Raw genomic sequence first — 23,498 nt, forward strand, 5'->3', positions numbered from 1 at the left:
CGCATGAGCAAGACGGTTCGGGCAGGCAGCCTGCTTTTCCTGGCGGGACAAACGTCGTCCGGGGCGCCGCATGCACGTACGATCGAGGAGCAGGCGAGCGAAGCGCTCGCGCGCATCGATGCCTTGCTGGAACAGGCAGGCAGCAGCAAACAGCAAGTTCTGTCGGTGACGATCTACCTGAAGGATATTGCGCTGTTCGACCGCATGAACGCCGTCTGGCAAGGCTGGATCGATCCGGAGCACCTGCCCGCACGCTGCACCGTGCAGGCGACGCTCGGACTCCCCGAACTGCTGGTGGAATTCAGCGTGATCGCAGCGGCTTGAGGAACGACTGGCGCCTCCCGGTGATGGGCGCCGGTCACCGTTACTTGCTCTTCAACGAAACCAATCTTCACCTCCCGAGAAATAATCCATGCCATCCGGAGCGCGACGATGATCATTGTCCGGCTCCGCTGACGTCCACGCATATTGTCTCCACCCGACCATGCTATGGTCGTAAGGCATTTCGACGATCAGATTGCCGTTGCAGCAAGCATGGGACGACCGCCTGCATGATCCACAATGATCCGTTCGAGCCATTCCCGCAAAAGCGGCGCCGCGCGTGGCCGCTGATTCTGCTGTGCGCCGTAGTCATCGCTTTGGCCGCGTTGGTGGTGACAGCGGGGTTGACTCTGCGGGCGAGCCTGCCGCAACTCGACGGCACGCGCGACGCGCCGGTATCCGCAACGGTGACGATCGCGCGCGACGCGCTCGGCGTGCCGACGGTACAAGGCAGCACGCGTGACGACGTCGCGTATGCGACCGGTTTCGTTCACGCACAGGACCGTTTCTTTCAGATGGATTTGCTGCGCCGGGTCGCCGCCGGCGAGATGGCCGCGCTGATTGGTCCGGCTGCGCTGGCGCTGGACCGGCGCGGCCGGCCCATGCGTTTTCGCGAACACGCGCGGGCGGCGCTCGCCGCGTTGCCCGCAGAGCAGCGGCAACTGATCGAACGCTATGCGGCGGGCGTCAACGACGGACTGCGCTCGCTTCGCGCGCGGCCGTTCGAATACTGGCTGCTGCGCACGCGACCGGTCCCGTGGCGCCCTGAGGACACGTTGCTCGCCGTCTATGCCATGTATATCGACCTGCAGTATGGCCAGGTCACGCACGTGCTGTCACGCGCGGCGCTGCGCGAGCGAGTGCCTGCGGACCTGCTTGCGTTCCTGCTGCCCGCAACGAGCCGCTGGGATGCTCCGCTCGACGGGATGCGCGCATTCACGCCGTCGCCCAACGCCCTGCCTGTGACGCCACCGCCGTGGCTGCCCGCAACGCGGTCCGCCGCGGACTTCGACACGGAAGCCACTGGGTTATTGAGCGGCGTGCCCGGATTCATCGGAGCTGGCGCATCTGTCAATTCGATGATCGGCAGCAATGGATTCGCGGTCGACGGTGCGCACGGCGTGAACGGGCGCGCGCTGCTCGCGAACGACATGCACCTCGGCTTGTCGCTGCCGAACATCTGGTACCGGCTATCGCTGATCTATCCCGCGCCAGACGGCGGCGCGCGGCGCATCACGGGGGTGAGCTTGCCAGGAACGCCACTCGTCGTGGCCGGCAGCAACGGCCATATTGCCTGGGGGTTCACGAACAGCTACGGGCGGTTCATCGATCTCATCGAACTGCTGCGCGACCCGGGCGATCCCCTTCGCTATCGCGTGCCCGACGGCGGCTGGCAGACGGCGCAGGTGATCCATGAGCGCCTCGAGGTGAACGGCGGCGCGAGCGTCGATCTTCCGGTCGTGCAAACCCGCTGGGGACCCCAGATCGTTGTTGGCCCGCATGCGTATGCGTTGCATTGGGTTGCGCAGGATCCGCAGGCGATCAACGTGAACCTCATGCAGCTCGAAAGCGTGTCGAACGTGGCCGCCGCGTTGCACTCAGCGCAGACCTTCGGCGTGCCAACGCAGAACTTCATGGCGGCCGATGCACAGGGCCATATCGGCTGGACGCTCGCCGGTCCCCTGCCACGCTTTGTCGATACGGATGCCACGGCGCTCCCCAGCTTTCCGTTTCGCTCCGACACGTACAGCGGTTGGCAGGGGTATCTGCCACCCGAAGCGTATCCGTTGCGCATCGATCCGCCGGCGGGCCGCATCTGGACTGCGAACAACCGGACGTTGCCGCCGGGTGAGGCAGCACGCATCGGCGATGCGGGCGCCGATCTCGGCGCACGTGCGACGCAGATTCGCGACGATCTGCTCGCGTTGCCGCATGCGACCGAGCGCGACATGCTGGCGGTGCAGACCGACGACCGGGCTTTCTGGATTGAACACTGGCGACGCACTGCGCTCGACGCGCTCGACGCGAGCGCACTCAACGGCCATCCCGAACGCGCGGCATTCCGCCGGCTCGTCGAAACCTGGGATGGTCACGCGGATGTGACTGCGCTCGGCTACCGGCTGGTGCGCGCGTTCTACTACTCGCTGTACGACGCCTGGTTCGGTGCGCTCGACAAGCAAATGACCACGATCGCACCCGAGCTCAGCTATCGCGCCGCAAACTCGCGTTACGAGGCGACCATGGAGACACTCGCCGGCCAGCACGCGTGGATACCCGAGGGCTTCGCGGACTGGCGCGCGTTCGTGCTGGATCGGGTCGACCGCTCGATCGCGCAATTGCCGAAAGGCACGAAGCTTGACGATGCACGCTGGGGCGAGCGCAACCGCTCGGCAATCGCGCATCCGTTCGCGCGGATCGTGCCGTCGTGGCTGCCGTGGGTGCGCAGCTGGCTCAGCACGCCGGGCGATCCGCTGCCGGGCGACATCAATATGCCGCGCGTGCAGTCACCTGTGTTCGGGGCATCCGAGCGTTTTGCGGTGTCGCCAGGGCATGAGCAGGACGGCATCTTCGAGATGCCCGGCGGACAGTCCGGCAATCCACTGTCGCCGTATTTTCTCGCGGGACATGAAACGTGGGTGCGCGGCGATGCGGCGCCGTTCCTGCCCGGCCCAGCCGTGCATACGCTTAGGCTCAACGTGGCTGATACGCATCAGGCATCCGTTATGGGCGGACCGGCGGCACGCAGTGGGCTGTGAGCGGTGGATCGTGGCGCCAGACAGTTGCCGAAAGTGGCGTCGAACCGGAACGGCGTCGCAGGATGCGCTACCACCGCTTACGGGTGGGCGCAAGGCAGGAGACGGCTGCCACACTCAGTTCGATGAAGGGGCGCACGCGCGGTGTGTCCCGCCGCCTCGTTCGCGAATTGGGGAAACATGAGATGAAGACCAGAATATCGGACCTGCTTGGGATCGAGTATCCGATCGTACAGGGCGGGATGCAGTGGGTCGGACGTGCGGAACTCGCCGCCGCCGTCTCCAATGCGGGTGCGCTTGGAATGGTCACTGCGCGCACGCAAGCAACGCCGGGCCAGTTACGCGGTGAAATCGAGCGCACCCGTCAATTGACCGACAAGCCGTTTGGCGTGAATCTCACGCTATCCATGATGGTCCAGGATATTTCGTACGATGACTGGCTCGAGGCGATAATCGACAGCGGTGTGAAAATCGTGGAAACCGCGGGAAACAAGCCTCACGCGGTTATCAGTCGACTGGAGGCACATGGCATTACGATCATTCACAAGTGCACGTCGATCCGTCACGCCATCTCTGCGGAAAACGCGGGCGTCGATGTCGTCTCCATGGATTCGTTCGAGGCCGCGGGTCACCCAGGCGAGGACGACGTTCCTGGCATGATCATGTTCCCGGCTGCACGACGCCGGCTGAGTATCCCCATGCTCGCCTCTGGCGGAATTGCCGATGGCAAGGGCATCGCGGCAGCGCTCCTGCTTGGCGCGGACGGCGTGAACCTGGGCACACGCTTCATGCTGACGCAGGAAAGTCCGATACACGCCGACATCAAACAGGCGCTGCTGGCAGCCGACGAACTGCAAACCCTGCTGATCAAGCGCACGCTCAAGCGCACCGGCCGCTTCTATTCCAACGCCGTATCACGTGAGATCGTCAAACTGGAGCGGCGCCCCGGAGGCGCGACCTTCAACGATCTGCACCACCTACTGTCCGGTGAGCGCGGCCGCGCGGCGATGTTGGCCGGCGACATCGATGGAGGGTTGATCTGTGCGAGCCAGGTCATTGGTCTCATCGAAGACATTCCGTGCTGCGCCGAGTTGGTCTCGCGCATGATCGCGGATTGCCGCGACAGCTTGCAGTGCACTCTCGGCATCTTCGCCGCCCAGGTAGCTGCACCTATCAGCTGATGGCGAGACGAACGCGGTCGCCGTCCCGAACGTAAGGGACGAGACTTGCGGGTTTGCCGCGCCACCGCGGCTGCTTCAATGCAATCCAGGACGTTCCCGGTCAGGCTCGACAGGAAATCCCCCACCCACCGCTCACGGGTGGGTACATCACCGCCCCGCCTGCGTATCTTCGACCCCACCACCGCCAGATCACGGCGGACGAACCTGAAGCGCCGCGCAGCCGCGCGTGCGTATCGCAATCGATGGGAGAAGACATGGGCGTACTGGACGGTATCCGGGTACTGGAATTCGAGGCGATCGGACCGGCTCCGTTCGCCGCAATGTTGCTCGCGGACATGGGCGCCGACGTGCTGCGCATCGACCGCCCGGTCGCGCCCGACGACCTGGGGCCAAAGCGCACCGGCAAGCACGTCGATGTGACCGGGCGCGGCCGCCGGTCGGTGACGCTCGATCTGAAGCGCCCCGAGGCCGTCGATGCCGCGCTCGAGTTGATGGCACACGCGGACGTGATCATCGAAGGCTTCCGGCCGGGAACGATGGAGCGACTCGGACTCGGGCCGGACGTGGCGTTCGCGCGCAATCCGAAGCTGGTGTACGGCCGCATGACGGGCTGGGGACAGACGGGGCCGCTGGCGCAGCGCGCGGGCCATGACCTGAACTACATCTCGCTGGCGGGCGTGCTGTCCGGCATCGGACGCGCGGGCGAGGCCCCCGTGCCGCCGTTGAATCTCGTCGGCGACTACGGCGGCGGCGGCATGCTGCTGGCACTGGGCGTCACCGCTGCGCTGTGTCACGCGCAGCGCAGCGGCACGGGCCAGGTGGTCGATGCCGCGATGATCGACGGCGCCGCGCAGCTCGCCTCGATCGTCTGGGGACAACTGGCCTGCGGGCATTGGCGCGAAACGCGCGCCAGCAATCTGCTCGACGGCGGCACACCGTGGTACGACAGCTACGAGACCAGCGACGGTCAATACATGGCGGTCGGCGCCGTCGAAGCACGCTTTTACGCGCAGCTGCTCGACAAGCTCGGCCTCGCGCACAGCGAGCTTCCGCCACAGCATGACCGCGCCGGCTGGCCCGTGCTGCGCGAGCGGTTCGCCGCCGTGTTCCTCACCCGCACGCGCGATGAATGGTGCGAGGTATTCGAAGGCAGCGATGCGTGCGTCGCGCCCGTGCTGAGCTTTTCCGAAGCGCCGTCGCATCCGCATCACGTGACGCGCGGCAGCTTCGTCGAAGCGAATGGCTTCGTTCAACCCGCCCCCGCCCCACGCTTTTCAGCGACGCCGTCGGCCATTGGCAAGCCCGCGCCCGCGCGCGGCGAACGTGGTCAGTCCGCATTGCGCGATTGGGGTTTCGACGATGCGGCGCTCGCGCGGATGCGCGAACAGGGCCTCGGCTACGAGGCATGATTCGGCCAGCCGGCAGCAACGGCTGGCATCAGGACATTGAAGGAGGAGATTCCGATGAAGGTATTGGTGGCAATAAAGCGTGTGGTTGATGCAAACGTGAAGATCCGGGCGAAAGCAGATGGAACGGGTGTCGACCTGGCAAACGTCAAGATGAGCCTCAACCCGTTCGACGAGATCGCCGTCGAGGAAGCCGTGCGCCTGAAGGAAAGGGGCTTGGTCAGTGAAGTGATCGCCGTTTCGTGCGGCGTGCAGGCATGTCAGGAGACACTGCGCACCGCGCTGGCGATTGGCGCCGACCGGGGCATTCTCGTCGAGACGAATGCCGAGCTTCAACCGCTCGCCGTCGCGAAACTGCTCAACGTGCTGGTCGAGCGCGAACAGCCGCAACTGGTGATTCTTGGCAAGCAGGCCATCGATGACGACTGCAACCAGACCGGCCAGATGCTCGCCGCGCTTGCGCGGATGCCGCAGGCGACTTTCGCGAGCAAGGTCGAAATCGCCGATCAGCATATCGACGTGACGCGTGAAATCGACGGCGGCCTCGAAACCGTTCGCCTTTCGCTGCCGGCCATCGTCACGACCGATCTGCGTCTGAACGAGCCGCGTTACGCGACGCTGCCCAACATCATGAAGGCGAAGAAAAAGCCGCTGGCAACCGTGACGCCGGATGAACTCGGCGTCGACGTCACGCCGCGCCTGAAGACGCTGAAGACGGCCGAGCCCGCCGCCCGCCCGGCCGGTATCAAGGTGCCCGATGTCGCGACGCTCGTCGCAAAACTGAAGAACGAAGCCAAGGTGATCTGAGGAATGAACATGACTGCAGGCAACAAGGTTCTGGTGATAGCCGAACACGATCACGGCTCGATCCGCTGCGCAACGCTCAACACCGTGACCGCCGCGCTGCTATGTGGGGCCGAGGTACATGTGCTGGTGGCCGGTCATCGCGCCGAGCCCGCGGCCAGCGCGGCCGCTCGCATTACCGGCGTCGCGAAGGTGCTGCACGCCGATGCTCCGCAACTGGCCGAGGGGCTGGCCGAGAACCTCGCGGCTCAGGTCGTCGCGCTCGCCGGCCCATACGGCCACCTGCTCTTTGCCGCGACGAGCGCCGGAAAAAACGTCGCGCCCCGCGTTGCGGCATTGCTCGATGTCGCGCAGATTTCGGATATGACGCACGTGGTCAGCCCGGATACGTTCGAGCGTCCCATCTATGCCGGCAATGTGATCGTCGCGGTGCAGAGCAGCGACCCGATCAAGGTGCTCACCGTGCGCACAACGGCCTTCGATCCGGCCGCGCCGGAAGGCGGCTCGGCGCAGATCGAATGCGTTGCAGCCGTCGCGGACAGCGGACTGTCGTCGTTCGTCGAGCGGATCGTGGCGAAGAGCGAGCGGCCGGAGCTGGGCGAGGCGCAGATCATCGTGAGCGGTGGACGCGCGCTCGGCAGCAGCGAGTCCTTCAACACCGTGCTGACGCCGCTCGCCGACAAGCTCGGCGCCGCGCTCGGAGCGAGCCGCGCGGCCGTCGACGCAGGCTATGCACCGAACGACTGGCAGGTCGGACAGACCGGCAAGATCGTCGCGCCGCAGGTGTACTTCGCGTGCGGCATCTCGGGGGCGATCCAGCACCTTGCCGGCATGAAGGACTCGAAGATCATCGTCGCGATCAACAAGGATGCCGAGGCGCCGATTTTCAGCGTCGCGGACTACGGGCTCGAAGCGGACCTGTTTCAGGCGGTGCCGGAGCTGATCGCGGCGCTCTGAGCAGCGAACCATGATGAAGCCGGTCCCTGCGCCACAGACGCGACGGACCGGCTGTGAGACGGCCCTGCCCTTCACGCGGAGCCGGCTGTGGGCCGGTTGCGCCGCGTATCCGTGATGCGCGCCAGCGAGCGACGATGATGTAGTATTTTCGAAGCTCAAGTCCCTGTTCCGGACTTTCAGGGGGCAATCCACCAGCATGTCAGATAGCTCAGAAAACTTGCCCGAAAGCTTGAACGCCGCCGCGCTCAAGCCGCTCGTCAGCAGCAAGCTGGCCGTACCGCGCAGCACCCGGCGAAGCCTCGCGCGCGAGCCGCTGCTGTCGCGAATGCTGGCCGAGCGCCGACGCCGCTGCATGGTGTTGCAGAGTCCGGCGGGCTACGGCAAGACGACGTCGCTGGCGGCGTGGTGCCGCGCGCTGGCTCCGTTCGGCTATGACCTCGCGTGGCTGTCGCTCGATGCCGAAGACAACGACCCGGCTGTCTGGCTCGACTACCTGCTCACGAGCGTCGCCAAGGTCGATCCGGCGATCTCGCGCGAAGCGATGCTGCTGCAAGGGTTCGGCACCGGCCAGGACGACGTCGAGCGCACGGTGATCGCGCTGGTGCGCGGCATCGTCAGCCATCGGCGCGAGCTTGTCATTGCGCTCGACGACCTGCAGCATCTGAGCGATCCACGCATTCTCGAAGCACTGCAATGGCTGCTCGACTACGCGCCGGCGAATCTGCATCTGGCGTTCGCTTCGCGCGGCCCCATTCCGCTTGAGCTGGACCGACTGCGCGCGCAGGAAGAAACCCTTGAACTGAGCCTCGGCGACCTGCGCTTCTCGCCCGAAGAGGCGGAATCTTTTCTGCGCTCGCAGTTGGGCGACGTGGATACGGCGAGCGCCAGGCGCCTGAACGAACTGACGGACGGCTGGGTATCCGGGCTGCAACTGTTTTCGCTGAGCCTGAAGAAAAAACGCCGCACCGCTACTTCGGGCGCGGTCGACCTGGCGATACGCGAACAAGTGCGCGACGCGCGCACGTTCGCGCTTTACTTCGAGCGTGAGGTGTTGTCAAAGCTCGCCCCGGCGGAAATCGACCTGCTGACGCGGGCCGCCGCATGCGACCGGTTCTGCGTGTCGTTGTGCACGGCGCTGTTCGCGCCCGATGCGGCGGATCGCGCAACGATCTCGCAACTGCTCGAACGTCTGGAGAACGACAACCTCTTCATCGTGCCGCTTAACCAGAGCGGCCGGGAAACCTGGTACCGGTTGCACCCGCTGTTGCAGCAGACCCTGCTCGAACGCTTCGAAAGCTGGAGCGAGGGCGCCCGCCGCGACGTGCACGCATGCGCCCGGCAATGGTTCCTCGACCATGGGCACCTGGGCGAGGCCGTGCAACATGCGTTGAAGGCGGGCGACCCGGCGCGCGCCGCCGCCTTGATCGAACAATGCGCGCAATCGCTCTTTATGAGCGGGCAAATGCGAACGCTTGCATCGCTCGTACGACAGCTGCCGCTCGAGCAGGTGCATTCCAGTGTGTACCTGCGTATCTGGATGGCGCGGCAGCAACTCTTTCACATGGAATCCGCCGCATGCGCGGCAAGCCTCGACGCGCTCGACGCCGACCTGCCCGCGCAAGCCGCGTCGGACCGCTTCACGGTCGTCGTGCTGCGCGCTGCGCTCGCGATCCAGCGCGACGATGCCAATGGCGCAATGGCGCTGTTGCCCACGTTGCTGAATCCACCGTCCTCGGCGGATGGCGTCACGCTGGCCGGACGCAACAACGTGCTGTCGTGGATCTACATGCAGCGCGGCGAATATGAACAGGCGCGCGCGCTCCAGAGTGCCGAGGCGCCACCGCGCACCAACGACGGCACACCGTTGATCGGCACCGGCGCGGGAAGCCTGATGGGACGCTGCTTCGTCGGTCTGAGCTACTCGCTCGAAGGACAGATGACGCAAGCCGAACGCATCTACCGCACGGTGCTGCGCGAGGCCGAGCGGCACGGGCGCTCGTGCAACCAGCCGGCCTGCGTGGCGGCGGCATTGCTCAGCGAAGTGCTGTACGAGCAGAACCATCACGAAGCGGCGCGCGGGCTGCTCGAAGGGCGCGCGGAGATGCTCGAACGCGTCGCCATCGCGGATGTCGTGCTGCGCGGCATGCTCGTGCTGTCTGGCGCGCGATGGCTCGCGGGGCATCGTCTCGAAGCATTCGCGTGGCTCGAGCGACTCGAAGACTACGGCGTGACTCACGGGCTCTCGCGCGTAATCGGCGCGAGTCTGGCGACGCAGGTTTTCCGGCGACTGAGCCAGGGCGAAGTCAACGTCGCACAGGACTGTCTCGAACGTCTGCGGGCGCTCGATTCCGCCGCCCCTGACAGCGCCGAACCAGGCTTCGACGGTCTGCGGTTCGCGGCGCTCGCCGCGACCATCCGCTACGACATCGCAACCGGCGATCTGGAACGGGCCGCGCTGCTGCTCGACCAGTTGATTGCCTTGTGCGAGACGAATGGCCGACAAGGCCGCGTCGCGCCGCTACGTCTGCAGCGCGGCCTCGTCGATATGAGGCTTGGACGGCATGCGGCCGCACGCGCGAATATCGTGAGTGCGCTGAGCATGGGTCACCGGCTGGGCCTGTTGCGCAGTCTGCTCGATGCCGACGGGTCGGCGCTCGACCTGATCGGCGAGGCCGCTCGCCAGGAGCCGCTCGATCCCCTGCTGGCCTTCTATGTTGAGCGCCTGCAGGCGGCCCAGCCGCGCCAGCCAGAGGCGAACGCAGCGGGTAGCACGCGCACGCGCGCGCCCATGGCGGGCATCAAGACGCTAAGCGAGCGGGAGATCGACGTGGTGAGGCTGCTGAGCGAAGCGCTCAGCACCAAGAAGATTGCGCGCACGCTAGGCCTGTCGCCAGAAACGGTGAAGTGGCATCTCACCAATATCTACGGCAAGCTCGGCGTCAGCGGGCGCGACGAAGCCGTCGAGCGCATGCGCGATAGGGATTGGACCGGGGAACGCGAGGCCGGCACGCGCGACGGCGCCGGCGGCTAACCCCGGGAGGCGGCCGAGCGCACCATCTGAGCGCGCGCCGGGCGCTTCATTTCCATCATGCGATGCGTGGGCGCGCAACGCTCGCGCCGGCTCATCGCGCCGCTTCGCGCTCCCAGTCATAAGGCGCGGGCTGGCCGTCCAGAAAAGCCGTGACCGCGGCGGTGTGATACGGCACGCTGGACGCGACGGCTTGCGCCGCGCATTCCAGTTCCGCAAGCGCCGCGTAGTGCGATTCGAAACTCTGGTTCAGCAGACGTTTGCTCAACCCCATCGCTTCGCGCGGGCCCGCGAGGAAGCGGCGCGCGAAGCCGCGGGCCTGCTGTGCGAGCGCCTCGGGTGCATGGACCGCATGCACGATGCCGAGTTGCTTCGCCTCTTGCGCATCGATCCGGCGCGCAGTCAACGCGAGTTCCTTCGCCATGGCGAGCCCGACCACACGTGGCAGCAGATAGGCGGCGCCGAGATCCGGCACAAGGCCGACCTTGACGAACGACATGCAGAAGAACGCACGCGATGACGCGAGCACGAAGTCCGCCGCGAGCGCCAGCGAGAAACCCGCGCCCGCCGCTGCGCCGTCGACGGCCGCGATCACCGGTATCTCCAGATTGCGCAGCCGCTGCATCCACACATGGCCGTCCGCCAACCTGCGACGAATGGCGTCGGGAGACCCCGCCTCGGGATTCTCACGGGCCTGCCTGAGCGAGCGCAAATCGCCGCCGGCACAAAAACTGCCACCCGAGCCGGTCAGGATCAACGCCCGAATGCCGCGATCGCGTTCGACCCTGTCGAGCATGTCGGCATAGTCTTCGCGCAGATCGAGCGACAGCGGGTTGCGCGCCTCGTGCCGCTGATGGGTGAATTCGGCGACGCCGTCCTCGATGGCGAGCGTCGCGTCGCGAAACTGGATCTGTTCTGCAGGCATAGGTAGTCCTAGGGAAAGAATCGTTCAATGCAGCGTCGTGCTGTCCCCAATGGCGGGACGCTGACAGTTTCGCGGCCGAGTCCCTGCATCCACCCACCGCCAATGGGGGGCGTCGATACAGGCCCCTTCGCACGCCCCGCGCGTACCGCCCCACCGCCCCAGCGCGGCTCCCCCCCAAGGGCGGTGGCTTTTTGCATCGCCCTGACGGGTCTACTGGTTGCAATCGCGCGCCGCCCTCTTTCCGCGCTCACTACCCGGACCCGCCATGTCAGATGCCTATATCGTTTCCCCGCTTCGAACACCTGTCGGCAAGTTCGGCGGTTCGCTCGCCGCCCTGAATGCCGCCGATCTCGCGGCGCACGTGATACGCGCCGTTCTGCAACGCTCGGGCGCCCCCGACGATTCGATCGACGAAGTCATCGTCGCGCAGTCGTACCAGTCCAGCGAGGCGCCGTGCATCGGCCGCTACGCGGCGTCGCTTGCCGGGCTGCCGGAACAGGTGTCCGGCTACGCGGTCGACCGGCGCTGCGGCTCCGGCCTGCAAGCGGTGATCGACGCGGCGATGCAGGTGCAGACCGGCGTGTCCGACTGCGTGCTGGTAGCGGGCGTCGAAAGCATGAGCAACATCGAGTACTACAGCACCCGGATGCGCTGGGGCGCGCGCCTCGGGGACGCCGCGTTCCATGACCGGCTCGATCGCGGCCGAGTGAACTCGCAACCCGTCAGCCGCTACGGGGTCATGGCGGGCGGCGCCGCGGAGACGGCCGAGAACCTCGCCCGCGACTACGGGATCACGCGCGCCGAAAGCGATCGCTATGCGGCGCGCAGCCATCAGCTCGCCAGCGAGGCATGGAAGAGTGGCCGCTTCGCTGCCGAGGTCGTGCCCGTTCCGGTGCCGCAACGCAAGGGCGAAACGACGCTGTTCGCTCGCGACGAAGGCATCCGCGAGGACGCGAGCCTCGACGCGATGGCGAAGCTGCCCGCGCTGCTGCGCGACGGCACGGTGACGGCTGGCAACGCGTGCCAGCAGAACGACGCGGCGTCGGGTTGCCTCGTCGTGTCCGAGAAGTGGCTCGCGAGGCATGGCGCAGAGCCGATGGGACGCTTCGTCGGCTGGGCCGCTGCCGGCTGCGATCCGCTGCGCATGGGCATCGGTCCGGTGCCCGCCGTCGCGCGTCTGCTGCCGCGCATCGGCCTGTCGCTCGCGGACATGGACCTGATCGAAATCAACGAAGCGTTCGCCGTGCAGGTGCTGAGCGCGCTGCGCGAATGGCGCATCGAAGGCGATCCGCGCGTCAACGTCAATGGCTCGGGCATTTCGCTGGGGCATCCGATCGGCGCGACGGGCGTGCGCATCCTGACCACGATGCTGCACGAACTGGCGCGGCGCGACGCGCGCTATGGCCTCGAAACGATGTGCATCGGCGGCGGCCAGGGCCTCGCTGCCGTGTTCGAGCGGATCTGATCAAACTGGAATCGAAAGCAATTCAACAAGGAACAGGGATGAAACCTCTCGTCGATGATGCCCGCTCGAACGCGGGTAGCCGCCCGTGGCGTGTCGAGGACGGCCGCGTCGTGTTGCTGGCGTACCGGCATCGCAACCGCGATGCGCTTTATTTCCCGCCATTGCCGGCCACGTCGCCACAACTCGGCAATACGGAGACGGTCGGCCTGTCCGGCACGCCGACGCTTTACAGCTACACGGTCATGGTGCCGAGCCCGAAAACGGGCAAGCCACCGATGCCGCTCGGCTTCGCGGACTTTCCCGAAGGCGTGCGCGTGTTCGGGCGGCTGCTGTATCCGGAAGGCCGCCGTCCCGCGATCGGCGATGCGCTGCAGACACGTCTGATCGAAACCGATGACGGCGAGATCTACGCATTCGAGTTGCTCGACAGCGAGCGAGGCAACCCGCAGGGAAATGAGCAACGAAATGAGCCGGATAAGGAATGCGTGCGATGAAAACACCGATCTACTTTGCCGGCGTCGCGATGACGCCGTTCGGCCGCTATGACGGCTCGATGCAGGATCTCGCGCAACGCGCGGTCGAAGAAGCGGTCGCGGATGCCGACGTCGCGCTCGACGAAGTTCAGGCGTACTACGCGGCGAACGTGTTTGGCGGCATGGTGCTGGGCCAGGTGCTGTTGCGCGACATCGGCGTGACGGGTCCGCCGGTCTACAACGTCGAGAACGCCTGCGCAAGCGGTGCGACGGGCGTGCATCTGGCCTGCCATGCGCTTGAAGCGGGCCGCTACGAGACCGTCGTCGTGTTCGGTGTCGAGCAACTGACATCGCTCGGTGGCGGCGCCCTGCCCCTGCAGCGCAACGACTACATGACCGCGATGTATGCACACGCGGGGCTCACGCTGCCGTCGGTCTATGCGATGCGCGCGACGCGCTATCTACACGAGTTCGGCGTGAAGCCGGAAGCGCTCGCCGAGGTCGCGGTCAAGAATCGCCGCCATGGCGCACTGAATCCGTACGCGCAAACGCGCACGCCCGTTTCCGTCGACGACGTCATGAACTCACGCATGGTGTTCGATCCGCTGACGCTGCTGCAGTGCTGCCCGTCCGCGGTCGATGGCGCCGCCGCGCTGGTGCTGACGACACGCAAGCCGGCACAGCGCGGCAAGCCGGTTCGCGTGCTGGCTTCGGTGGTGCAGTCGGGCCGTCAGGAGACGGGCACAGAAGACATCCTCGCCGCCGAAATCACCGCGCGTGCGGCGCAACTCGCCTATCGCGAAGCGGACGTCACGCCCGCCGATATCGACATGGTCGAACTGCACGATGCGTTCACGATCGCCGAGCTGATCTACTACCAGGCGCTCGGTCTGTGCGAACGCGGCGAAGCGCACGACCTGCTGCGCTCGGGCGCGACGTCGCTCGGCGGACGCGTGCCCGTCAATCCGAGTGGCGGCCTGCTTGCGAAAGGCCACCCGCTGGGCGCAACGGGCGTCGCGCAGATGGTCGAAGCCGTGTGGCAACTCGAAGGACGTGCGGGCGAACGGCAGATTTCCGATGTCTCGCTCGCGCTCACCCAATGCACAGGCGGCGGTATCGCCGGTGTCGATCACGCGGCGTCGGCCGTTCACATCCTCGGACACTGAAGCGTCTTGAAGCGCACCGAAGGACACCGAAGCAAAGGAACAGAAACATGGACAAACAGATTGCCATCGTCACCGGCGGCGCGCAGGGCATTGGCCTCGGCATCACCGAGGCCTTGCTCGATGCGGGTCATGCGGTCGCGGTCTTCGACCTCAACCAGGCCGCGCTCGACACACTGGCATCCCGCGCGGGCGACGCCTCGGGCCGCCTGATGGCGATGCGCGTCGATGTGACGTCGGGCGACCAGGTGCGGGGAGCCGTCGCCGACATCACCGCGCGCTGGAAAACGCCGGACATCCTCGTCAACAACGCCGGCGTCACGCGTGACAAGCGCTTCGTCAAGATGAGCGAGGACGACTGGGACTTCGTGATCGACGTGAATCTGAAGTCGCAGTTCCTGTGCGCGAGCGCGGTGGTGCCCGGCATGATCGAGCAGCGCTACGGGCGCATCGTCAACATCTCGTCGCGCGCGTGGCTCGGCGGCTTCGGCCAGTCGAACTATTCGGCGGCAAAAGGCGGCGTCGTGAGTCTCACCCGTTCGCTCGCGATCGAGCTGGCACGCAGTGGCATCACGGTCAACGCGATTGCGCCGGGCATCGTCGATACGCCGCTGATGGCGTCCTACACCCACGAGCAACGCGACCGGCTGAAGGCCACCGTCCCCGTCGGACGGATCGGCCAGCCTGATGACATCGCGCATGCGGTCAAGCTATTCGCGAGCCGCGAGGCGTCCTACATCACGGGCCAGACGCTGTACGTGTGCGGCGGACGCTCGCTGTCGAGCCCGAGCGTATGAGGAGCGAGCCATGACGATTCACTACCGGCTCAGCGGCCACATCGCGGTACTGACGCTCGACGCGCCCGAATCGCTGAACGCGCTGAGCGTCGATGAACTGAACGACCTGCGCACGCGGCTCGCCGCCTGCCAGGACGACGACGCGGTACGCGCGATCGTCATCACCGGTGCGGGCGAGCGCGCGTTCTGCACCGGCGCGAATCTGAAGGCGACCTTGCCGCCCGCAACAGGCTTTGCCGCGGGCGCATTCAGGAGCCGGCACGCCGAAGCGCAGCAAGGCGGCTATACACGCCTGCTCGATTTCAGCGATCTGGAGATCTGGAAGCCGATGATCGCTGCCGTCAACGGCTATTGCCTCGGCGGCGGCCTGGAACTGGCGCTGCAATGCGACCTGCGCATCGCGGCGGAAACAGCGAGCTTCGGGCTGCCCGAAGTCAAGGTGGCGAGTGTGCCCGCGTGCGGCGGCGTGCAATACCTGATGCGGGCGATTCCCGCCGCGCATGCGCTGAAGCTGGCTCTGACCGGAGAACGCATCGATGCGGCCGAGGCGCTGCGCGTGGGTCTCGTCAGCGATGTCGTGCCGGCCGCCTCGCTGCTGGATCTCGCGATGACACTCGCGAGCCGCATCGCCGCCAATGGACCGCTCGCCGTGCAGGCCGTCAAGCAGCTCGCGGTGCAGACCTCACATCTCGAGCCGCGCGATTTCGTCGCACAGGCCAACCGGCAGTGGGGACTGTTGCGCGACAGCGATGACCGTATCGAAGGGCGCAAGGCCTTCGCTGAAAAACGTGCACCCGTCTATCGGGGCACATAAACAACCCTGATTCGAACGGAGCGCCTGGCGATGAACTTTACGCTGACAGAAGAACAGGAACTGATGGTCTCGGCCGCGAAGCGGATGGTCGAGACGCGCATCGAACCTGTATTGCTCGGCCACCCAGCCGACCAACCTTTGCCGAAGGCGGCGATGCTGGACATCTTCAGCGCCTTCGCCGAGCTCGGCATTACCGCGCCGCGTCTGCCCGTCGAAGCGGGCGGCGGTGGTCTGAAGATGCTCGACTATGGGCTCATTCTCGAACAGTTGCCGCCCGTCGTCGCGCTTTCGCTTGCCTCGCATGAAGGCACGATCCTACGCATTCATCTCGGTTGCCCCGATCACATCCGCGAGCGCTATCTGCCCGACCTGATCGCCGGCCGCAAGATCGCGTGCACGGCGAACACCGAAGCCGATGCGGGCTCGGACTCGGGCGCGATCCGCACGAAGCTCGAAATCGACGGCGACAGCGCGTATCTGACGGGCCGCAAGATGTGGATCACGAATGCGTCGATTTGCGACGTGGTCAATGTGTCGTGCACGAGCGGTCTTACCGACAACGGCAGGCCCGTCACGCGCCGCGCGCTAGTGGACCGTGGCGAAGTCGCGTTCGAGATTCGGGAGACGGCGATCACCGGGCTGCGCCAGGGGCATCTGAGCGAACTGGTATTCGAACGCACGCGCGTGCCGGCAAGCCACATCATGGGCGACGCGGGCGATGCCGCGAAGACGCTGACGATGGCATGGAACGGCAATCGTCCGCTGCTCGGCCTGATGACCGTGCACCTCGCGCAGAAGGCGTTCGACCTGGCGCGCGACTACGCGCTGTCGCGCCAGCAGTTCGGCAAGCCGCTCGCGAGCCATCAACTGGTCCAGAAGGACCTCGCCGACATCGAAACGGCGATCGTGTCATCGCGCCTGATGTGCTACTACGCGCTCGACTGCATCGACCGCGGTCTGCGCGCGAATGGCACGTCGGCGATGGCCAAGCGCTTTGCGACGCAGGCTTGCGAGCGGGCCATTCATCTCGCGATGCAGGTGCATGGCGCCATGGGCATCAGCGAAGAACTCGGCATCGAGCAGTTGTGGCGCGACGCGCGTGTGTTCCAGGTGCCCGATGGCATGAACGGCATTCTCGAACTGATTCAGGGCCGCGAAATCACCGGTACGGCGGCGTTCCGCTAGCGCATGCCGGCGCATCGACAACCCAATGACTGAACATTGACGAAGGAGACAAGGACATGAGCGAAAAGATGATGGAAGGCAAAGTCGTGGTCGTGACGGGCGCGGGACGCGGCATCGGTCGCGAGATCGCGTTGCAGATGGCGCAGCACGGCGCAAAAGTCGTCGTCAACGACGTCGGCGTGAGCGTGAACGGCGCGGCCAGCCAGGAGGACCCGGCCCAGGAAGCGGTGGAACTGATCCGTGCGGCGGGCGGCGAAGCGATCGTCAACCGCGACAGCGTGGCCGATACCGACGGCGCGAACCGCATCGTCGAAACCGCCGTCGAACAGTTCGGCCGGATCGACAGCGTCGTGAACAACGCGGGCATTCTGCGCGACCGCATCTTCCACCAGATGACGCCCGAGGAATTCGATGCGGTGCTGCGCGTGCATCTGTATGGCGCATTCAACGTGAGCCGCGCGGCCGCCGCGCATTTTCGCGCGCAGAAGAGCGGCAGCTTCGTGCACATGACGTCGACGTCGGGTCTGATCGGCAATGTCGGCCAGGCCAACTACGCGGCGGCGAAGCTCGGCATCGCCGGCCTCTCGAAGTCGCTCGCGCTCGACATGGCGCGCTACAACGTGCGCTCGAACTGCATTTCGCCGTTCGCGTGGAGCCGCATGGCCGGCTCGATTCCCGACACGCCCGACCAGGCGGAACGTCTCGCCAAGGCGCGCTCGATGTCGCCCGTCGACATCGCACCGCTCGCCGTGTTCCTCGCGAGCGATGCGGCCGCGGACGTCAATGCGCAGATCTTCACCGTGCGCCGCAACGAGATCTTCCTGATGAGCCAGCCGCGCCCGATTCGCGCGATGCAGCGCGCCGAAGGCTGGACGCCCGCGACGCTCGCCTCGCATCTGCGTCCGGCCATGGCGCCATCGTTCGTTCCGCTGGATGTGTCGAGCGATGTCTTCAGCTGGGACCCGGTCTGAGCCGGAGCGTCACGACACGGGCAGTGCCGCGCAGCGGCATTGCCCGGATTGCACATCGAAGAAGCAAGCGACGAAGGCGGGTCATCCGCCGCAGCAAAGGGTGTTATGGAAACGAATTTCGACTATATCGTCGTCGGCGCCGGATCGGCCGGCTGCGCGGTCGCTGGACGCCTCGCCGAGGCAGGCAACTACAGCGTCGCGATACTGGAAGCCGGGCCGCACGATCACAGCGCGTGGGTCACCACACCGCTCGGCCTCGCGTTGACGGCCGGCAAAGAAGGACCGCGCAATTACGGCTATCGCACGCAGCGCCAGCCGCTCCTCGCCGAGCGGCGCGGCAGACAGCCGCGCGGGCGCGGACTGGGCGGCAGTTCGTCGATCAACGGCATGGTGTATATCCGCGGCGTGCCGCGCGACTACGATCGCTGGGCCGAGGCCGGCTGCGACGGTTGGGGATGGCGCGAGGTGCTGCCCTACTTCAAGCGCGCGCAGTGCAACGAACGCGTGGGCGGACGCGATGACGAATTGCATGGCGGCACGGGCCCGCTGTTCGTCACGGATCAGCGCACACCGAGCCCGTTCTCGCGCCACTTCGTCGAAGCCGCGCAAGCGGCGGGCTATCGCTACAACCACGACTTCAACGGCATCACCCAGGAAGGCGTCGGCTACTACCAGGTGACGCAGCGCGACGGCGAACGCTGGAACGCGGCGCGCGCGTATCTGCATCGCGGCGACAGCGGCCGCTTGAGCCGCTGGCCGAACCTGCACGTGCTCACCGACACGCAGGCGGTGCGGATCGTCTTCCACGGCAAGCAGGCGGTCGGCGTCGAGGTGCGGCGCGGCAACGAAACGACGACGCTCAGGGCGCGGCGCGAAGTGATCGTCAGCAGCGGCGCGTTCGGCTCGCCGCAACTGCTGATGGCCTCGGGCATCGGTCCGGCCGACCATCTGCGCGAACTCGGCGTGCCGGTCGTCGCGGCATCGTCGGACGTCGGGCGCAACCTGCAGGAGCACGTCGACGTGCTGCTGTATCAGCTCAAGGTGCCGACGACGGATCTGCTCGGCGTGTCGATCGGTGGCGCATGGCGCCTGCTGCGGGAATGGCGTCGCTATCGACGCGAGCGCACGGGCATGCTGACCGGCAATATCGCCGAGGCAGGCGGTTTCTTCAGGAGCCGGCCCGAACTCGACGATCCCGACTTACAGGCGCATTTCATGACCGCGGCCGTCACGCGGCCGATGCGCTACGGACATGGCTACTCGTGCCACATGTGTGTGCTGCGGCCACATAGCCGCGGGCAGTTGCGGCTTGCGTCGGCGGATACGCGCGAGGCGCCGCTGATCGAACTGAACATGCTGTCGGACTCGCGCGACATGGAGACGCTGGTTGCCGGCGTGCGCATTCTGAAGCGCATCTTCGAGCAGCCCGCGCTCGCGCGTTTCGGCGGAGCATTCGGCGATCCGCACTTGCGCGCGGACGGCAGCGATGACGACGCGATCCGCGAGATCATCGCGCAGCGCGCCGACACGGCGTTCCATCCGGTCGGCACCTGCCGCATGGGCAGCGACGAATTCTCGGTCGTCGACCCGCAACTGCGCGTGCGTGGAGTGAACGGCTTGCGCGTGGTGGACGCCTCGATCATGCCGACGATCGTCGGCGGCAATACGAATGCGCCTGCCATCATGATCGGGGAAAAGGCCGCCGATCTGATCCTCGGACGGCAGGCCGCGACGTCATCGGCTGTGGCCGAAACTGCCTGAAGCAAAGGCGCGGCGGGAATACCATTCTCAGCCGCGCGCTCCGACTCGTGTATCGCACGCCGTCACCGGATCGGTGCGGGCGTGCCTCCCCTCTTCTCCTTCCTCTTGCGCCGACCCGCCGCGAGCCTCTCCCACCAGAGGCCCGCGGTGCTTCATCAAGGCTCGACGACGTTGAACATCGGGTCGAACTCATCGAGCATGCCGAGCAAGCGGATCACGCTCGCCGTGTCGCCTTCCGTCTTGATCTCGCCCTCTTCGACGAGGCGTGCAAAAACATCGGCAAGGCTGCCATCGCCCATCTGCAACGCCACGAGCCCGGCGCGCGTCAGCATCACCCTCGCCGTCGGCGTCTCACGTGCGGCACCCGGCAGATAGGTCATCGTCGCATTTTCCAGACGCATCGTCAGGCACTCGCCCGTCTCGGGATTCGACCATTCGATTTGCATCTGTTCGCCTTCGGCCTTGCCGCCATCGAGGCGCACGGCGAAGTAATCGAGCAGCAGCTCGAGCGGCAACGACGCGACGAGATCGCGGCTCACATGACGCCGGCGCAGCTTCGGCGCCCCCTTGCGCAACTCCTGCGCGCCGAGCAGATATGCATTGCGCCACGTCGACGATTCCGCCGCGAAACCGAGCTGTTCGAGCGCATCCGCGCACAGGGCGCGTGCCGCCTGGTTGGCGGGATCGGCGAACACGAGATGATTCGTGACCTCCGCGACCCAGCGATACTCGCCGCGCGCGAAATCCTCGCGCGCCCTCGCGAGCAGGCCATCCGCCCCGCCCATATAGGCCACATAGCGCGGTCCCGCCTGCTCGGGCGGCAGCGTATGCAGATGAGACGGATTGCCGTCGTACCAGCCCAGATAGCGCTGCACGATCGCTTTTACGTTGTGCGACAGCGTGCCGTAGAAACCACGATTGGCCCACGTCGAGGCAAGCGATTCAGGCAGCTTCAATACCTCGGCAACCTCGATGGCCGTCAGTCCGTGATTCATCAGGCGCACGGTCTGGTCGTGCAGATACTTGTACAGGTCGCGCTGCTGGCGCAGGTACGTGCGGATGCGTTCGTTGCCCCACGTCGGCCAGTTGTGCTGTGCGAACACGACGTCGGCGCTCGGGGCATAGTGCTCGAGCGCCTCATCGAGATAGCGCGACCACTGGCGTGCATCACGCACTTCGGCACCGCGCAGCGGGCAAAGATTGTGCATCGTCTGCACGCCGATCTCGGCGGTGTTCAGCGCACGCAGTTCGGGGAAGTGCATGAACATTTCCGACGGCGCTTCGCTTTCCAGCGCCAGATGGAAGATGATCTTCACGCCGTCGATGACGTGCGTCTCCACTTCGTGCTCGATGGTCATCGTGGGCGGGATCAACGTGCCCGTGCCCATCGGAATCGCCTTGCCGATACCGCAGTCGACCTGGCCGCACACATGCTTCGGCAAGCTGAGGCCCGACTGGAACATGCCACGGCGCATCATCGCGTTGCCCGCGATCACGTTCTCCGAGACCGTGTGCCACATGAAGCCGCGCGGCGCGATGATCGGCACGTGGCGCGCGATCGCATCGGCCTCGTCGAGCGCGCCGCGCGCGCCGCCGTAGTGGTCGGCATGGCTGTGCGTGTAGATCATCGCCGTCACGGGGCGATCGCCGCGATGCTTGCGGTAGAGCGCGATCGCAGCCTGCGCGGTTTCGGCCACGGTCAGCGGATCGATCACGATGACGCCCGTGTCGCCTTCGATAAAGCTCACGTTCGCGACGTCGAAACCGCGCACCTGATAGATGCGGTCGGTCACCTTGAACAGGCCGTGATGCGTGTTCAGACGCGCCTGGCGCCACAGGTGTGGATTGACGCTCGGCGCGGGCTCGGGGTCGTCGAGGAACGCGTAATCGCGCAGGCTCCAGACGGGGCGGCCTTTGCCGTCGAGTATCTCGGCATCGGGAATGGTGCCGATAAAGCCACGCCGGGCGTTTTCGAAATCGATGTCGTCGTCCAGCGCGGGCAGAACGGTCTCCAGGCTATTCATGTGGGGTCCTCAAGAGTAACGGGTGACGTCAGAGCGTCCAATGGTTCGATCGGCGAACCCCGTCAGGGTCCGTGTACCGACTTTCGCAGCCATACAACGGTATGCGCGCAGCCACAACGGAACCCCACCGTCGTTGGGGGGTGCCATTGGCACGACCATCGGGTTATCCCACCCCCACTATTCCGGTAGGTATTGCGCACGAAAAACTCAGCAAACTCGCCTGACAGTCTGCCGATAAAGAAAGCCATGGCAGGCCCCGCTTTTTGGTCATCCGCATCGATTGAATGCGGCAAACATAAGCAGAGGAGACTTGCATGAGGTTTGTCAGTCGCAGTATTTGCGGCGCCGCGATGTTATGCGCCGCGGGCGGTGCAGCAGCACAGTCGAGCGTGACGCTGTATGGCGTCGTCGACGTGTTCGGGCAATACCTGAACAACGGCGGAACATCGTCCTTTTCGATGCGAAGCGGCGGCAACACGGGATCGATGTTCGGCCTGAAAGGCGCAGAGGACCTGGGCGATGGACTGAAGACGGTGTTCACCCTCGAGAACGGCTTCAACGTCAACAACGGCTCGTTCTTCGCGGATACCACGGCGATGTTCTATCGCCAGTCGTGGGTGGGCCTCACGCACGACAAGTACGGCTCGCTGACATTCGGACGCCAGTATCAGCCGAGCTTCTGGATCGTCTACCCGGCCGATCCGTTCCGTGCCGTCGAGTCGCTTGCGCTGGCCGCATCGGCGGTGCTCACGCCCGACCGGAATACGCTCTCGACGCAGAACATGACCGGCCGGACCAGCAACTCGATCTTCTATCAGTCGCCGGTGCTCGGCGGATTCAAGCTGTACGCGATGTACGCCTTGTCCGCAACGGTGACCCAACCGGTGCCGCAAACGACCGGCAACCTGCTCGACGTCGCGTTGTCGTACACGGGCTATGGTTTCTATGCGGGCGTGGGCTATCAGAACATGCGCCCCGGGACGGCGAACATCGCGACGCTTCCGGCCGCGCTGAATCTCGTCGCCACCGAGCACTTCACGGGCGCGCTCGCGTACCGCATCGGCATCGTGAACCTGCAGGCGCTGTATCTGTACAACAAGCCGCAGGACCCTTCGGCCGGATCGCTCGCCGCGCGTCTGGGCACCGCGCACCCCTACAGCCTGGCCTCGATCGGCGCGACGATCCAGGCCACCCCGGCCGATACGTTCGAAATCGCGCTGCAGGAGCGCAACGCGCGCGGCGTGCACGACAACACGCCCGCGATCCAGGTGGGTTATGACCACAGCCTGTCAAAGCGGACCACGGTCTATGCGCGCGCGGGCTACATGAAGAACCACGGCAGCGCGACGATGAGCTGGTCGGGCGTCCAGGTGACGCAGCCCGGCACGTCGCAGACGCTGGGCGTGATCGGCATGACGCATCGCTTCTGATCGGGCATCGAACCACACGACTTCGTGCATTTGAAAACAA

The 23,498-nt window shown here is 65.9% G+C and carries 18 protein-coding genes; 16 read left to right on the forward strand and 2 right to left on the reverse strand.

Annotated elements, in window-relative coordinates; all coding sequences use genetic code 11:
* Nucleotides 1-3: 3 nt before the first annotated feature.
* The 7 genes from L0U84_RS11380 (at nt 4) to L0U84_RS11410 (ending at nt 10,453) form a co-directional block, all read left to right on the forward strand.
* Complete coding sequence (locus L0U84_RS11380; protein WP_233849920.1) at nt 4-324, forward strand: RidA family protein; 321 nt, start codon at nt 4-6, stop codon at nt 322-324.
* Between the two features lie 227 nt (nt 325-551).
* Entirely contained in the window at nt 552-3,077 is a 2,526-nt protein-coding gene (locus L0U84_RS11385) for a penicillin acylase family protein (RefSeq protein WP_233849921.1), read from the forward strand.
* 182 nt (nt 3,078-3,259) lie between these two features.
* Complete coding sequence (locus L0U84_RS11390; RefSeq protein ID WP_233849922.1) at nt 3,260-4,255, forward strand: NAD(P)H-dependent flavin oxidoreductase; 996 nt, start codon at nt 3,260-3,262, stop codon at nt 4,253-4,255.
* A 254-nt stretch (nt 4,256-4,509) separates the two neighbouring features.
* Nucleotides 4,510-5,664 carry a CaiB/BaiF CoA transferase family protein gene (locus L0U84_RS11395; RefSeq protein ID WP_233849923.1) on the forward strand — a complete coding sequence of 385 codons (1,155 nt, stop codon included), beginning with the start codon at nt 4,510-4,512 and terminating at the stop codon, nt 5,662-5,664.
* Between the two features lie 54 nt (nt 5,665-5,718).
* Nucleotides 5,719-6,468 carry an electron transfer flavoprotein subunit beta/FixA family protein gene (locus L0U84_RS11400; RefSeq protein ID WP_233849924.1) on the forward strand — a complete coding sequence of 250 codons (750 nt, stop codon included), beginning with the start codon at nt 5,719-5,721 and terminating at the stop codon, nt 6,466-6,468.
* Between the two features lie 9 nt (nt 6,469-6,477).
* Complete coding sequence (locus L0U84_RS11405; RefSeq protein WP_233852000.1) at nt 6,478-7,422, forward strand: electron transfer flavoprotein subunit alpha/FixB family protein; 945 nt, start codon at nt 6,478-6,480, stop codon at nt 7,420-7,422.
* Nucleotides 7,423-7,639: 217 nt separating this feature from the next.
* Nucleotides 7,640-10,453: a LuxR C-terminal-related transcriptional regulator gene (locus tag L0U84_RS11410; protein WP_233849925.1), complete on the forward strand. Its 2,814-nt coding sequence runs from the start codon at nt 7,640-7,642 to the stop codon at nt 10,451-10,453.
* Between the two features lie 91 nt (nt 10,454-10,544).
* On the opposite strand, the gene L0U84_RS11415 is transcribed toward L0U84_RS11410, so the two are convergent.
* Nucleotides 10,545-11,375, reverse strand: a complete 831-nt coding sequence (locus tag L0U84_RS11415; protein WP_233849928.1) for an enoyl-CoA hydratase/isomerase family protein — start codon at nt 11,373-11,375, stop codon at nt 10,545-10,547.
* Between the two features lie 265 nt (nt 11,376-11,640).
* Between L0U84_RS11415 and L0U84_RS11420 the strand changes: the two genes are divergently transcribed.
* The 8 genes from L0U84_RS11420 (at nt 11,641) to L0U84_RS11455 (ending at nt 20,004) form a co-directional block, all read left to right on the forward strand.
* The gene (locus L0U84_RS11420) at nt 11,641-12,840 is read left to right on the forward strand and encodes an acetyl-CoA C-acetyltransferase (RefSeq protein ID WP_233849930.1); all 1,200 of its coding nucleotides are present in this window, start codon (nt 11,641-11,643) and stop codon (nt 12,838-12,840) included.
* A gap of 38 nt (nt 12,841-12,878) precedes the next feature.
* The gene (locus L0U84_RS11425; RefSeq protein ID WP_233849933.1) at nt 12,879-13,334 is read left to right on the forward strand and encodes a Zn-ribbon domain-containing OB-fold protein; all 456 of its coding nucleotides are present in this window, start codon (nt 12,879-12,881) and stop codon (nt 13,332-13,334) included.
* The gene (locus tag L0U84_RS11430; RefSeq protein WP_233849935.1) at nt 13,331-14,479 is read left to right on the forward strand and encodes a thiolase family protein; all 1,149 of its coding nucleotides are present in this window, start codon (nt 13,331-13,333) and stop codon (nt 14,477-14,479) included. Before L0U84_RS11425 ends, L0U84_RS11430 begins: the two co-directional genes overlap by 4 nt.
* 47 nt (nt 14,480-14,526) lie before the next feature.
* Nucleotides 14,527-15,273 carry an SDR family oxidoreductase gene (locus tag L0U84_RS11435; protein WP_233849937.1) on the forward strand — a complete coding sequence of 249 codons (747 nt, stop codon included), beginning with the start codon at nt 14,527-14,529 and terminating at the stop codon, nt 15,271-15,273.
* 10 nt (nt 15,274-15,283) lie between these two features.
* The gene (locus L0U84_RS11440) at nt 15,284-16,087 is read left to right on the forward strand and encodes an enoyl-CoA hydratase/isomerase family protein (protein ID WP_233849939.1); all 804 of its coding nucleotides are present in this window, start codon (nt 15,284-15,286) and stop codon (nt 16,085-16,087) included.
* Nucleotides 16,088-16,117: 30 nt separating this feature from the next.
* A complete protein-coding gene (locus L0U84_RS11445) occupies nt 16,118-17,272 on the forward strand; it encodes an acyl-CoA dehydrogenase family protein (protein WP_233849941.1) in 1,155 nt (384 codons plus the stop codon).
* 56 nt (nt 17,273-17,328) lie between these two features.
* Nucleotides 17,329-18,243: an SDR family oxidoreductase gene (locus L0U84_RS11450; RefSeq protein ID WP_233849943.1), complete on the forward strand. Its 915-nt coding sequence runs from the start codon at nt 17,329-17,331 to the stop codon at nt 18,241-18,243.
* A gap of 105 nt (nt 18,244-18,348) precedes the next feature.
* Entirely contained in the window at nt 18,349-20,004 is a 1,656-nt protein-coding gene (locus tag L0U84_RS11455) for a GMC family oxidoreductase (RefSeq protein ID WP_233849945.1), read from the forward strand.
* Nucleotides 20,005-20,159: 155 nt separating this feature from the next.
* On the opposite strand, the gene L0U84_RS11460 is transcribed toward L0U84_RS11455, so the two are convergent.
* Nucleotides 20,160-22,028 carry an alkyl/aryl-sulfatase gene (locus L0U84_RS11460; protein WP_233849947.1) on the reverse strand — a complete coding sequence of 623 codons (1,869 nt, stop codon included), beginning with the start codon at nt 22,026-22,028 and terminating at the stop codon, nt 20,160-20,162.
* 314 nt (nt 22,029-22,342) lie between these two features.
* Here L0U84_RS11460 and L0U84_RS11465 point away from each other — a divergent pair, with 314 nt between their 5' ends.
* Nucleotides 22,343-23,458, forward strand: coding sequence for a porin (locus tag L0U84_RS11465; protein ID WP_233849948.1), 1,116 nt, complete (start codon nt 22,343-22,345; stop codon nt 23,456-23,458).
* The last annotated feature ends 40 nt before the right edge of the window (nt 23,459-23,498 follow it).

This window comes from Paraburkholderia sp. HD33-4, assembly GCF_021390635.1.
Lineage (GTDB): Bacteria > Pseudomonadota > Gammaproteobacteria > Burkholderiales > Burkholderiaceae > Paraburkholderia.

Bases quoted from the DNA above. Each gene is read 5' to 3' on its own strand.
- L0U84_RS11380 (WP_233849920.1), top strand. From the start codon at position 4: ATGAGCAAGACGGTTCGGGCAGGCAGCCTGCTTTTCCTGGCGGGACAA.
- L0U84_RS11385 (WP_233849921.1), top strand. From the start codon at position 552: ATGATCCACAATGATCCGTTCGAGCCATTCCCGCAAAAGCGGCGCCGC.
- L0U84_RS11390 (WP_233849922.1), top strand. From the start codon at position 3,260: ATGAAGACCAGAATATCGGACCTGCTTGGGATCGAGTATCCGATCGTA.
- L0U84_RS11395 (WP_233849923.1), top strand. From the start codon at position 4,510: ATGGGCGTACTGGACGGTATCCGGGTACTGGAATTCGAGGCGATCGGA.
- L0U84_RS11400 (WP_233849924.1), top strand. From the start codon at position 5,719: ATGAAGGTATTGGTGGCAATAAAGCGTGTGGTTGATGCAAACGTGAAG.
- L0U84_RS11405 (WP_233852000.1), top strand. From the start codon at position 6,478: ATGACTGCAGGCAACAAGGTTCTGGTGATAGCCGAACACGATCACGGC.
- L0U84_RS11415 (WP_233849928.1), bottom strand. From the start codon at position 11,375: ATGCCTGCAGAACAGATCCAGTTTCGCGACGCGACGCTCGCCATCGAG.
- L0U84_RS11420 (WP_233849930.1), top strand. From the start codon at position 11,641: ATGTCAGATGCCTATATCGTTTCCCCGCTTCGAACACCTGTCGGCAAG.
- L0U84_RS11425 (WP_233849933.1), top strand. From the start codon at position 12,879: ATGAAACCTCTCGTCGATGATGCCCGCTCGAACGCGGGTAGCCGCCCG.
- L0U84_RS11430 (WP_233849935.1), top strand. From the start codon at position 13,331: ATGAAAACACCGATCTACTTTGCCGGCGTCGCGATGACGCCGTTCGGC.
- L0U84_RS11435 (WP_233849937.1), top strand. From the start codon at position 14,527: ATGGACAAACAGATTGCCATCGTCACCGGCGGCGCGCAGGGCATTGGC.
- L0U84_RS11440 (WP_233849939.1), top strand. From the start codon at position 15,284: ATGACGATTCACTACCGGCTCAGCGGCCACATCGCGGTACTGACGCTC.
- L0U84_RS11445 (WP_233849941.1), top strand. From the start codon at position 16,118: ATGAACTTTACGCTGACAGAAGAACAGGAACTGATGGTCTCGGCCGCG.
- L0U84_RS11450 (WP_233849943.1), top strand. From the start codon at position 17,329: ATGAGCGAAAAGATGATGGAAGGCAAAGTCGTGGTCGTGACGGGCGCG.
- L0U84_RS11455 (WP_233849945.1), top strand. From the start codon at position 18,349: ATGGAAACGAATTTCGACTATATCGTCGTCGGCGCCGGATCGGCCGGC.
- L0U84_RS11460 (WP_233849947.1), bottom strand. From the start codon at position 22,028: ATGAATAGCCTGGAGACCGTTCTGCCCGCGCTGGACGACGACATCGAT.
- L0U84_RS11465 (WP_233849948.1), top strand. From the start codon at position 22,343: ATGAGGTTTGTCAGTCGCAGTATTTGCGGCGCCGCGATGTTATGCGCC.